The sequence below is a fragment of the Prosthecobacter sp. genome (assembly GCF_044222345.1).
GTDB lineage: Bacteria > Verrucomicrobiota > Verrucomicrobiia > Verrucomicrobiales > Verrucomicrobiaceae > Prosthecobacter.
Window position 1 is genome coordinate 1 of the sequence record NZ_JBGANL010000088.1, and the last position, 12,684, is coordinate 12,684.

7 protein-coding genes and 1 tRNA gene are annotated in these 12,684 nt (G+C 63.4%); 5 read left to right on the forward strand and 3 right to left on the reverse strand.

All coding sequences use genetic code 11. The features are described 5' to 3' along the window. The 3 genes from ACILSL_RS25360 to ACILSL_RS25370 form a co-directional block, all read right to left on the reverse strand. On the reverse strand, positions 1-567 hold a 567-nt coding region (locus ACILSL_RS25360; protein WP_395734871.1), incomplete at its 3' end, for a tetratricopeptide repeat protein. A gap of 79 nt (positions 568-646) precedes the next feature. Beyond that, positions 647-6,043 carry a beta strand repeat-containing protein gene (locus ACILSL_RS25365; protein WP_395734872.1) on the reverse strand — a complete coding sequence of 1,799 codons (5,397 nt, stop codon included), beginning with the start codon at positions 6,041-6,043 and terminating at the stop codon, positions 647-649. A gap of 159 nt (positions 6,044-6,202) precedes the next feature. Further along, positions 6,203-7,201, reverse strand: a complete 999-nt coding sequence (locus tag ACILSL_RS25370) for a hypothetical protein (protein WP_395734873.1) — start codon at positions 7,199-7,201, stop codon at positions 6,203-6,205. 226 nt (positions 7,202-7,427) lie between these two features. Here ACILSL_RS25370 and ACILSL_RS25375 point away from each other — a divergent pair, with 226 nt between their 5' ends. The 5 genes from ACILSL_RS25375 to ACILSL_RS25395 all read left to right on the forward strand — a co-directional run. Next, entirely contained in the window at positions 7,428-9,191 is a 1,764-nt protein-coding gene (locus tag ACILSL_RS25375; RefSeq protein ID WP_395734874.1) for a dynamin family protein, read from the forward strand. A 221-nt stretch (positions 9,192-9,412) separates the two neighbouring features. Beyond that, complete coding sequence (gene queG / locus ACILSL_RS25380) at positions 9,413-10,561, forward strand: tRNA epoxyqueuosine(34) reductase QueG (protein ID WP_395734875.1); 1,149 nt, start codon at positions 9,413-9,415, stop codon at positions 10,559-10,561. Between the two features lie 280 nt (positions 10,562-10,841). Continuing rightward, positions 10,842-10,916: transfer RNA gene (locus ACILSL_RS25385), tRNA-Cys, on the forward strand. Positions 10,917-10,976: 60 nt separating this feature from the next. Continuing rightward, a complete protein-coding gene (locus ACILSL_RS25390) occupies positions 10,977-11,546 on the forward strand; it encodes a hypothetical protein (RefSeq protein WP_395734876.1) in 570 nt (189 codons plus the stop codon). A gap of 411 nt (positions 11,547-11,957) precedes the next feature. Beyond that, on the forward strand, positions 11,958-12,684 hold a 727-nt coding region (locus ACILSL_RS25395), incomplete at its 3' end, for a DUF1549 domain-containing protein (RefSeq protein ID WP_395734877.1).

Consider the following 12,684-nt stretch of genomic DNA (forward strand, 5'->3'; position numbering starts at 1 on the left):
GGAGTAATCCTTCGCGGCCTTGAGCATGTGCATCTTCGCCTTCTCATTGTCGCCCGTCGCTTCAAAGTACAGCCCCAGATACAAGTGCGCGTAGCAGCGGTGGTTGCGCAGGCGTTCGCCGTCGCCCTCCTCGGCGGCGTTCAGCACGGCCTCCTCGCTGCCTTTGCCGGCAAAGAGTTCGTGCACCTGCTTCATGGGGATGCGGCTGTCGCCTTCGATGGGGATGAAGACCTTCCTCGCCGCCTCCACGCCCTCCCCTTTGGCGATGCACAGGAAATGCCACGCGGCATTCTCGACGTCGTTGCCGTTCACCGTTTGGTGCACCTCAAACTGCTCGCGCCCCCCTTTGAAATCGCCCGCGTAATAAAGTGAAAGCCCGCGCTGCCAGAGCTGCGGCTTCGACTTCGGTGCCAGCGCGATGAGCTTGTCAAAAGCCGCCACGGACTCCTTCGGTTTGGCCGCAAAGAAAAGGTCCACGCCCTGGCGAAAGAGCTCGTTGGGCGTGTCTTCGGCGCGGAGCAGCGATGGAAGAACAAGGACGGTGATGAGGGCGAGAAGTGACTTCATAGGATGATCAGAACATGACACAAGACGTCATGAACTCATGCAACCATGCAGACGGACGAAAGATGTCATCCGTGCCGCATCAGGCGCGGCGGCGCCTCACCGCACAAAGCGCGAGCCCCATCAGCACCAGCACCGCACGACCGGGCTCCGGCACGACGACGTAAATGCGCCCATCGGTCGCAAATTGACTGACATCCCACTGCAGCCCGCCGGCCAGGCTGGGCAGAAAGCTGACGTCCGTGAAGTTCACGCTGCGGTTTCCGGTGGCGACGACATTCCAGTCCACCAGCTGGAACCAGGTGCCTTCTGTCCAGGTAGTGGAGAGGGTGCCGGTGTTGTTGCTCACCGCCAGCGTTCCGCCCAGCGTGATCTGTTCATTGGAGAAGAATTTCAGCGTGTCGCTGTTGCTCGTGCTGCCAGAGCCGAGGGTCACGCTGAAGAGATTAAAGCTCAGCGTGCCGGTGCTGGTGAGGCCGCCGTAGATGTCCAGGCGCTGGGCGGCCGTCTGCGTGCTTGTGCCTGGAGCGAGGATGCCGCCGACATTGACGACATTCAGCGTACCGGCCACGCCCAAGATGCCGTTGCCAGCCAGCGTGCCGCCGTTGTTCACCGTGAACCCGCCGCTGCCGAGAGTGGCGGTGCTTTGCCCGGTGTTACCCACGCCCACCTGCAGCACGCCACCATTGACCACCGTACCACCGCTGAAAGTATTCACGCCAGTGAGCACCTGCGTGCCAGTGCCGGTCTTCACCAGGGCGAGCTTTGCACCCGTGGCACCGTCTCCGGTGTAGGTGGCCTCGTTCATGGAGGCATTGCCAGAGGGCAGTGCGCCGTAGTCGCGCAGCACGCCCGCGAAGCTGCCGCTGGCACCACCATTGCCCACCGTCAGGATGGCGGTGGTACTGGCGCGGTTGTTCTGCACAAAGTGGTTGGTGGCGCTGGTGCCATTGAGCGCGCCAATGCTCTGGCTGGTGCCAAAGAGGTCCAGCACGCTGATGTTGGCTGGCGTGGTGAAGTTGAACGCGTTGCTGCTCGCGCCCAGAGTGCCATTCAGCGCGCCGTCGGACATGCGGATGACGCCGCGGATGAGGTTCACCGCTCCGGTGAAGTCGTTGGCGGAATTGGCCAGCGTGAGCACGCTGTAGCGGTCGGTGGGAGTGGTGCCGTTGTAGTTGTAGCTGCCGGTGCTGCCCTGGTATTCAAACCCGCCCGCGCCGGTCAGCCTGCCAGTGATCTTGATGTCGCGGCTGACGCCGCTGCTGTTGAGTCGGTTGGCGGCGATGGTGGAGTTGTCCATCAGCGTCACCTGTCCGGCGAGGGTCAGGGTGCGCGGCACCATGCCCCCGGCGGGCTCGCCCTCATACTGCACGACGCCGCCGTTGAGGGTGATCTTTTTGGTGATGGTGCCGGAACTGCTGTAGCGGCGCAGCTCGCCGCGGAAGAGAGTGGCACCGGGTTTGCTGGCGTTGATGATGATGCTGTAGTTGTCGTCGCCGAAGTAGGTGCTGTCCGCATAGACATGCTGCTGCTCGATGTAGATGTCGCGCACGTTCTGGGCGTTGCCCGCGGAGCTGACGGCCCAGCTGAGGCCGTTGGCGTTGACGAAGGTGATGTTGTAGCCGCTGGCATTGATGGCGGTGATGCCCCAGCGCGCGCCGGTGCTCAGGTAGCGGCCGGCAAAGGTGGTATCTCCCGTCATGGTGATGAGGTTGAAGGGGGACGAAGTCATGCTGGCGGACCCGGAGGAGACCACCGCGCCGACGTAGCCGCCTGCGATGGTGCCGGAGGAGTCCGCCACGCCCTTGCCTTCCACCAGCAGGTTGTACTTCGCGGAGCCGCCGTAGTTGCTGGCGTCCGCCCAGTTCACATCCAGCGTGGCACCGCTCTTGACGGTGATCTGCGAGCCGTTGGCTCCAAAAGGATTGGTGGCGTTCGCGGCGGTGGCGCCGTTCTTCAGAATACCAGCCTCTACCACGGTGCCGCCGGTGTAGCTGCTGCCTGCGGCCACGGTGAGGATGCCGGTGCCAAGCTTGGTGAGGCCGCTGCTGCCGCTGAGCGCGGTGTCCAGAGTGACGTTGAAGCCGTTGGTGTCCAGCCGCGCCATGTACCCGTAGTTCAGCGGGGCAAACAGGCTGGCATACCCGCCGGTGATGGCTGCACCATACCTCAGCGTGCCACCTTCAAACACCACCTTGCTGGTGCCAAAGGCGGCGGCGGTGGTCGCGAGCACCGCACCGCCCTGCAGGCGGGTGACGCCGCTGTAGGTGTTGGCACCGCGCAGTTCCAGCACCCCATCTCCGCTCTTGATCAGACCGCCCGTGACGGTGCCGCTCACGTAGCTGCCCGCAGCACCGGTGATGATGCCGTTCACCACGATGGGAGAGGTGGCGTCTGCATACCATTCCTTCTCCGTACCGCTGATGTCCACGGTGAGTCCGCTGCCAAAGGTGAGCGTGGTGCCGCTGGTGTTGGACACCACGCGGTTCGTGCCGCTCAGGGTGAGCACACTGCCGTTCGCGGAATCGATCGTCGTGATGGTGCCGGTGACCGACTGGAAAAGGCTGTTGGCGGATACATTCTCCACCACACTGAGTGAATTCGACGCGCTGTTTTTAATGACCGCGTTGGCCCCGTTTATCCATTCTTGCAGAGACACTCCCGCGATGCCGGTGTCGTCCCAGGCCATGTAACCTGCGGTGGTCTTCCACTGAGCCGTTCCGGTGTAGCTGTCCGCCGGATCAAACTCCAGCGTCTGGGTCGCCGCCTTGGCCACCACGTAGATGCGGCCTTCGGTCGCCAGGCGTGAGAAGTCCCACTGCACGAGGCCGGAGTTCAGCGCTGGCAGCAGCCAGCTGGCGCTGTTGTCCAGCGCCACACTGCGGTTCCCCAAAGTGACATTGCCAAAATCAAACAACTGAAACCAGGTGCCCACCGCCCAGGTGGTGGAATCTCCCGCACCCGCCTTGGCCGTGATGTTCAGCACGCCGGTGCTGCCCAGGCTGAAGGAAGAACCCGTGAGGAAGGTGAGGTAGTCGCTGTTGGCCAGGCTGCCGCTCCCGCTGCTGACACCCCAGAGGTCAAACGACAGCGTTCCCGCTACATTCAGCGTGCCGTCCACGGTGAGGTACTGCAGCCCGGTCTGGGTGGAGGTGCCCACGCTGAGCGTGCCGCCGGAGGCCACGGTGCTGGTCAGCCCGGTAAAGCCGATGAAGCCGTTGCCCTCCAGCCTGCCGCCAGTGTTCACCGTGAAGAAGCCGCTGCCCAGGCGCGCGGTGCTCTGCCCGGTGGCACCGGTGCCGACCTGCAAGGAGCCGCCGGTGATGGTGGTGCCGCCGGTGTAGGTGCTCACATTGGTCAGCACCTGCTGGCCCGCGTCGGCCTTCACCAGGGCGAGTTTGGCGTTCGTCGCACCTTCGTTGGTGATGGCCGTGTTGTCTGCGGGCAGGGCGGCGTAGTCACGTAGCACGCCGGCAAAGCTGCCGCTGGCGCCGCCACTCCCCACGGTGAGGGTGGAGGTGGTGTTCTGCCGGTTGTTCTGAACGAAGTGGAAGGTGGCGCTGGCACCGTTCAACGCGCCGATGCTCTGGCTGGTGCCAAACAAGTCGAGGATGGCGGGCGCCGTGGTGGTGTTGAAGCTGAAGTCATTGCTGCCGCCGCCGAGCTTGCCGCTGGCGGTGCCGTCCGACATGCGGATGAGGCCGCTGTCCAGCTTGATGGTGCCGGTGAAGTTGTTGGTGCTGTTGGTGAGGTACAGCACGCTGTAGCGATTGATGGTGGCGGAGGTGGTGTAGGTGGGGTCCCAGTCCGTGAGCGCGGCGGTGGCGCCGGTGTAGCGCAAACCGCCTGAGCCGGTGATCTGGCCGGTCACCTTGGCATCACGCACGGAATAGGAGGCGGAGATGCGGTTGTCAGCCAATGCCGAGACATTCAGCGTCATCTGGCCGCTCAGTGTGAACGTGGTCACGGTGCCGTAGTCGATCTTTGCCCCGCTGGAGCCTTGATAACCTTCCAGCACCACCAGGCCACCGGCGATGACCGTCTTCTTGGCGATGGTGCGGGTGCCGAGCCAGTTGCCCAGCTCGCCCCAGATCGTGGTCGAGCCCAGCAAGTTGGCGTTGATGTAGAGGGAGAAGTTGTTGTCGCCCAAGTTGTCCGCGTCCGTCCATAGGCGGCCCTGCTCCAGCCGGATGTCCCCCACATACACGTTGTTGGCGGCGGCTCCGCGCCAGCTCATGGCGTTGCCGTTCACGATGGTGAGGGTGTAGTACTGATTGGCGATGACGTTGCCGCCGGAGTCACGCACGCGGGCGTCGATGTTGGCCGGAACGCCGTAGCGCTGGCCGGTGGCGCCCATCCGGCCGGAGATGGTGGTGTCTCCGGTGAGCAGCATGCTGCTGAAGGCGATGGAGGTGTTGTTGTACGTGCCGGAGGAGGTCAGTGCCCCGACATAGCCGCCAAACACCGTGTTGGAGGTGTCCGCCACACCCTTGCCTTCGATGGTGAGCTGATAGGCGGAGGCGTAGTTGGCGGCATTGCTCCAGTTGAGGTCCAGCGTGGCTCCGTTCTTCACGGTGACCATGCTGCCATTCGCACCGAAGGGATTGGCCCCCGTGCCCGCACCGCTGAGCAGGATGCCCGCCTCCACCGTGGTGCCGCCGGTATAGGTGCTGCCCGCCGCCATCGTGAGGATGCCGCTACCCTGCTTCACCAATCCGCCAGTCCCTGTGACCGCACTCCCAAGGATGATGTCGTACCCATTGGTGTCGAGAATGGCCGCGCTGCCAGAAAGCGTGGCAAACTGCGTGGAAAGGCCACCTGTGATGGCCAGGCCATAGCGCAGTGTGCCGCCCTGAAACGTCAGCGTGCTGGTGCCCAGCGCCGTGGCATTTCCCACCTGCAGCACGCCGGCACTGAGGTAGGTGGCACCGGAATAGCTGTTCGCTGCATTGAGCTGCAGCCCGCCCGCGCCTTCCTTGATCAGGCCGCCGGTCAGCGCACCGCTGAGCGTGGCATTGACGATGATATTGGATCCTGCGCCCGCATTCCACCGCTGCGCGTCCCCGGGGGTGCCCGGGCTTTGCTGAATCGTCAGCCCGGAAGCAAAGGTGAGGTCCGCTCCGCTGCTGTTGGCCACCACCGGACTGGCCCCGCCACCGGACAGCGTGAGCGTCAAACCACTGCCGCTGATTGTCGTCTTAGTCCCGGCTCCGGATTGGGAGATGGAGGTGGCATTGATGCCCTCCGTGAGTGTGACCCCGTTGGCGCTGTTGCCATTGGAAAACTCAGCGCTGCTGGTGGAGATCCACACACTGGGCGTGCCGGAATTCGTCCAGGCTTGCTCAGTGGTGTTCCAGTTGGCGGTGCCATCCACGTCGGCATACACCAGCACTGCCGCAGGCGCGGCGGTTTGGGCAAGCAGGAGGCTGAGGAAGGAGAATGCGGGAACGAGGCGACGAAGACGCAAGACAACTGACATGGGGCTTTTTTCGGAACGCGCCGAGGGCGCTTTAAGGGAGGGGGATTTTCGCCATAGTCCTTCATTCACCCCGGTTCAACCTTGTTTGAAACACGCTCACCCATCCATGTGGCGCTCATCACCACACAGCGGTGTGGCGCAGCTTTATTTTCAGCCTTTTCACCACCATGCCAGCGGCAGCGGCACGATCAGCGCCATGTCCGCCAGCACGCGATAAGCGTCTGCCGAAAACCGACGCCGCAGCCCCTGCACCACGGCGTGCAGCACCACCGCACCCAGCGCGGCGCGGGCAGGGCCCAGCAGCGTGTGCTCCAGCATGCCCTGCTCAATGCCCCACAGCACCGCCAGCGTAAAAACCACCGTGCCCAGCACCAGCCGCGTGTGCTTGCGATCATCCTTCAAACCAGCCTCGCGGCAGGTGATGCCGTGCAGATTGCACGCAAAGAGCAGCGTCAGCAGCACGCACTCCAGCACCGGCTCCGCAATGGTCTCCGGCATGGCAAAAAACCGCGTGCTCGTGGTGCAGCCCATGGCAAACAGCAGCGCGGCAGTCATTTCCTTCGGCAGCACATTCCCCATGCGGATGTCCAGCTGCCGCAGAAAGGACAATGCCATCACGCCCAGCACAAAAAGGCTCAGCGCGAACTTCGACCCGCTGGTGATCGGCATGCGTGAGATCAGCATGACGCCCCCCAGCCCGGCACAAGACACAAACACATCCCGCGTCACCCGGCTGCCCTGCGCCGACCATGACGCCAGATACAGCGCCACCAGCAGCGCCAGACTCACCGCCTGCCACAGCACGCCTTCGGGGATCACATACAGCGCCATCCACCCCAGCAGCAGCAGCACCGGCGGCAGCACGCCCAGCAGCAGCACACGGCGGTGCCGGTGGTAAAACACATGGCGCACATCCAGCTCCGCCACATTTTTCACCGCCAGCGTGTCCAGCGTGCGGTCCAGCAGATAGATCGCCCAGCAGGCCAGCCCGAGTCCCACATTCATCAGCGGCGTCAGCCGGATGCCATGCGCATGCGCCAGCGCCGCCTGCCACAGCACCGCCACGATCGGCGCCTCCAGGCTCAGCACATGCGGCCACAGCCACCACGGCGTATGCCGGACGTGTGCAGATTCACTGGCTGGGGGCAGATCAGTCAAGACCTGCTCTTTAATTCCCCACGCCGAAAAGGGAACACATTTGGCGATGAATTTTGCCATCCGGCGTCCTTTCTGTCCTTCGGACAGCACACGACGCATTCCTTGCCCGCTTCATGCGCAAGCCCTGGCTCCCCCCAGCCTCAAACTTTTCACCTGAATCTTGTCTCTCCATCCGAAGCGAGGTTGCGGTGCGGATACCACGCGACACTTTGCACCACCCCCCCTCATGATTGGAGACGACTATTTCGAACTGCGTTCACGCATTGGCACAGACCTGCTGGCTCTGGCCGCAGCCCTGCGTGAATCCGGTGGTGACAGCGAAGCCGCCGCCATCCTGGACAATCTCATCGCCAGCCTCAAGGAACCCTTCGTCTTCGTCGTCGTCGGCGAGGTCAACGTCGGCAAATCCACCTTTCTCAACGCCCTCTTCGGCCAGGACTTCTCCAGCACCGGCGTCGTCCCCACCACCGGCAAGATCCTCTTCTTCCGTCATGGCGAAGAGCACAAGGTTGCCCCCGTCACCCCCACCCTGGATGAAGTCTACGCCCCCGTCGATTTCCTGCGCGACTTCCACATCGTGGACACTCCCGGCACGAACTCCGTCGAAAACGAGCACCAGCTCATCACCGAGCGCTTCGTCCCCATCGCAGATCTCGTCATCTTCGTCTTCTCTGCCATGAACCCCTGGGGCGCCTCCGCCTGGCAGTTCCTGGAAAAGGTCCACCGCGAGTGGATGCGCCACGTCATCTTCGTACTTCAACAGAGCGATCTCCGCAGCCCCGAGGAGATTCAGGTCATCACGGATTACATGGGTCAGCTCACCCGCCAGCGCTTCGGCCGTGATTTCCCCCTCTACGCCGTCTCCGCCAAAAAAGCCTTCCTCGCACGCGATGCCGGCATCGAGCGCGAGCGCCTCCTGCAGGACAGCGGCTTTCACGCCCTGGAGGCCCACATCTCCTCCATCGTCCGGCACAATGCCGCCCGCCTCAACAAACTCGCCAGCACCATGCGCCTGGCTCGGCAGATCCTCAATGACATGCGCGAGCGCCACTCCGTCCGCATGCAGCAGGCCAGGCACAAGACCGTCGTCCTCCAGGAACTCCAGACCGAGCGCGAGCTCCAGGTGGACCGCACCCTGAAAAAAATCCTCCCCGCCCTCGATGCCACCGAGCGCGACTACCACGAGTCCGTCATGCGCGTCGCCGGCCTCGCCAGCGATGCCCTCACCACCCGCAAAGCCTTCCAGCGCAAGGATGCCGAAGACTCAGACGAATCCGCCGCCCGCCCCCAGAGCCTCGACCACCGCCTCTTTCAGGAACTCCAGCACCGCACCGGGGATCGCTGGCGCCAGGTCAGCCTCGTCCTGGAAGAAGACGTGCATCAGTTCGAGCGCTTCCTCTATGCCCAAGGTCGCGGCATCCTGTTCCCGCCGGATGTCGTCCTCCCCTCGCATGATTACGGTGAAGATGAAAGCGAGCTGCGCCGCCGCTTCGGCACACATGTGGACTCCTCCCTCCGCCGCTTCGTCATCGGGCTGAAGCTCGATGAAGACATCGAGCCCGGCCTCGAAAGCGCCCGCGTCACCGCCCGCTGGCTGACCCGCCTCATCATCCCCATCATCCTCGGCACCGCCCTCTGCGGCTGGTTGGACGATCTCACCAGCGCCGCCATCGCCTTCGGTGCCGGCCTCCTCCTCCTCGGCGTCGTTTACCTCCTCACCCAGATCCGCCTCGCCAACGCCCGCAACTCCATCCTCGACAAGCTCGAAGAATCCTCCGCCACGCTCCGCGAAATGCTCTCCAGGCAGGTCACCGAAGACGTCACCGCCTCCTTCACCAAGTTCCTCGACACCCTCAATCCCGCCCAGGCCAGCGCCGCCAACCTCGAGCGCGAGCAGTCCACCCACGTCGAGCGCCTCCGCACCCTTGCCGAATCCTTCAGCGCCATCGATCAGCAGATCCAAGTCCTCATGCCCCCCGGCGGGAAGTAGAGTTGGCAATCGTTTGCCGTAGTTTGCCGTTGTTGGCAGTGGTTTTTCAGAAGTGCCGCAGGAGGGGGCCGAAGGTAGTGCAAACCCAAGTCACCCACCTGGGGTCCGTGAATCAGTAGCCAGTGAACCGGCAATCCCGTAGATTTGGCCGATCCGTCCTATCCGTCAGATCCGTCCCATCCAGCGCTCTCGCTCCCCCCACTGCAAACTTCCCCTTCCCCGTGTCCCCCGCAGAGCTCAAATCCGCCCTCATCGCCCAAGCCCGCGCCCTCGGCTTTGACGACTGCCGCATCGCCCCCGCGCAGCCCGCCGCCCACCGCGCCCTCTTTGAGCAATGGATCGCCGAAGGCAAGCACGGCGACATGGCCTGGCTCGCCCGCAACCCCGAACGCCGCACCGACCCCACCCTCGTCCTCCCCGGCGCCCAATCCGTCATCGTCCTCGCCCTCAACTACTACCAAGGCGGCAGCTCCTACCCCGAGCGCAGCGAGTCCTCCGAAGCTCGCAGAGCGAAGGACGGCCCCCCTTCCGTGTCTTCCGCGCCTTCCGTAGGCCATCAAACACCCTCCGCTCTCTCCCAAACCTCCGCCCAACCACTGCAAACTCAGTACCGCATCGCCCGCTACGCCTGGAACAACGACTACCATGACCTCATCGAAAACAAGCTCCGCGCCTTGAGTGACTTCCTCACCGCCCACGGCGGTACCCAGCGCCCCTACGTCGATACCGGCCCCGTCCTCGAGCGCGACTTCGCCAGCGAAGCCGGCCTCGGCTGGGGCGGCAAAAGCACCATGCAGATCCACCGCCACCTCGGCACCTGGTTCTTCCTCGCCGACATCCTCACCACGCTGGCGCTCCCCCCAGACGCACCCGGTCCCGACCGCTGCGGCACCTGCACCCGCTGCATCGTCGCCTGCCCCACCCAGGCCATCACCGCCCCTCGTCGCCTTGATGCCCGCCGCTGCATCTCCTACCTCACCATCGAGTCCAAAGGCCCCATCCCCCTCGAGTTCCGCCGCGGCATCGGCGATCGCATCTACGGCTGCGATTCCTGCCTCGACGCCTGCCCCTGGAACCGCCACGCCCAGGCCTCCCATGAGGCCACCTTCCAGGCCCGCACCACCATCTTCCAGCACACCCTCCGCGACTTCTTAAGCCTCACAGACGACACCTTCCGCGCCCTCTTCGCCAAATCCCCCATCAAGCGCATCAAACGTCCCGCCTTCCTCCGCAACGTCTGCGTCGCCCTCGGCAACACCGGCGGCACCGAGGACCTCCCCGCGCTGGAGCAGGCAGCAAGGGACGAGAACGCGCTGATCGCCGAGCATGCCGCGTGGGCCATTCAGGAGATCCAGGCCCGCCACCTCTGATCTCCGGGTATTGTAGTACCGGCTTTCTTGTCCTTCGTAGCCGTGGCGAAGAAGGAAGCCGGCTCCGGGCGGACGTCCCTGTGCACACTATGGGTCATTCAGGAAATCCAGCCTCCGAGCGAAGCGAGTCCTCCGTAGCTCGAAGAGCGAAGGATGGACGGCCAACCACTGCAAACAACAGCAAACCATCGCCAACGACCGCAAACTCCCCTCGGCCCTCTTTCGCCGTTCACCTTGACAACGCCTCTCCACCCACTACCCTCCCGCCGCTTTCGAGCATGGCGAGGTAGCAAAGTGGTAATGCACTGGTCTGCAAAACCGGTATGCGCGGGTTCAATTCCCGCCCTCGCCTCCACTTCATTCACTCCTTCTAGCCCGGGCAGTCGCATCGTGAACCTCAACTCGATTCCCTCTGGTGAGCAATGCCTACACAGTGCTTTGGAACAGTGACCGGGTCCGGATCGCCAAAAAGCACGGCCTCATCGGCAGGAGCATTGACTTTCTCTTTGGCGGCCCTCACACCACGCAGCCCAGTTTCATCAAAGCCGGCGTGAAGGCGGGAGAAACCGTGTATCCCGTTTCAGTTCGAGACGGTGCCCTTCACATTCTCTCGCAGGTACGGATCAGGGCCATCATGACAGTGGATGACTTCATCGCCGCTCATCCTGATCTCTATCCTCCCGAGACTCATGCGCCACGGGCTTTCGAGACCCTCGCCAAGGGGGTCGAGTTACACCCCTGGCTGCGCGCCTTAAACTGGACCGGGTCAGATCATGTCCTGCTGGCAGAGAGATCCACTCCGTTCAGCCTCGACACCGTCCTTCCGCCCGAGCTGCTGACGCGGCTGACCTTCCGTTTCAACAAGGCCGACTGGCCCGTCAGTGGCGTGGCCGAAGGCCGCCTCACCACCACCGTCGGCCTTCAGGGCATCCATCGGTTGTCATTCTCTTCTGCATGGGACTTTGCCAGTCTCTTCCCGGCATGATTTCAGACACAGCTCAGCCCTATGAGCTTGGTTTGAGTCCCACTCACCGTGCTGCGGCCAGAATCATCTGGAACATTCTCCAGCTAGGGTGACGCTCTAATCAGCACCTGGTCTCCGCGCGGCCCATCACTGGGCCATGGTGCGCAGGGCTGAGATTTTCGACGATTCTGGAGAAGCAAACCCATCGCTTCACTGATGTCTGCCGGGTGCCAGCAGCCTGTCCTTCGTAGCACAAAGTGCGAAGAACGGGCGTCTGCAAAAGGCACCGCCGCACGCCTGCGCCCAGCACCACGAAATCCACGATGACACTCCTTAACCGCGTGCCATACATGCCCGGCATCTTTGTCCGTCTGCAAAAGCAGGGCTAGGTCCCGCGTTTCACCTCGAATGAAAAGCCTTCTGGCATGCTCAATGATCTTCACGTTTTGGCTGGCGTCGCTCGCCCGGGCCGACACCGAAGTGTCCGCCGCCGCCGCTGAAATTGACGCGCTGCTGGCGAAGGACTGGGCGGCTCACAACTTGACGCCCAACGCCCCGGCGGATGACAACGTCTTCGTGCGCCGCATCTATCTGGATGTGGTGGGCCGCATTCCCACCACGCGTGAGGCTGAGGAGTTTCTGGCTTCCAGAGAAGAGGGAAGGCGGGCGGCACTCATCGACAAGCTCCTCGCTTCCGAGGGCTATGTGCAGAACTACTTCCATCACTGGGCCGATGTGCTGCGCGTGCAATCCAAGGGCCAGCGAACAGGCCCCGCCTATGTTCATTTCGTCAAGGATGCCCTGCGCCGCAACAAGCCGTACGACATGTTCGTGCGGGAGATGGTCGCAGGAGAGGGCAAGGCCTGGTCCGATGGTGCGATCGGCTACTACGCACGGGATCGTGGTATGCCCTTGGACAACATGGCCAGCACGGTGCGCGTCTTCCTGGGCACCCGCATCGAGTGCGCCCAGTGCCACAATCACCCCTTTGACAAGTGGACGCAGAAGCAGTTCTACGAGATGGCGGCCTTCACCTTTGGCGTGCAAATCAGAGACGTCGGCGGCGGTATCGCCGGCGGCATCAGCGACCTTGTGCGTGATCAAGACATGGCCATTCGCACCACGTTCAAACAGCCTGCATGGCCCAAAAACCCGGCCA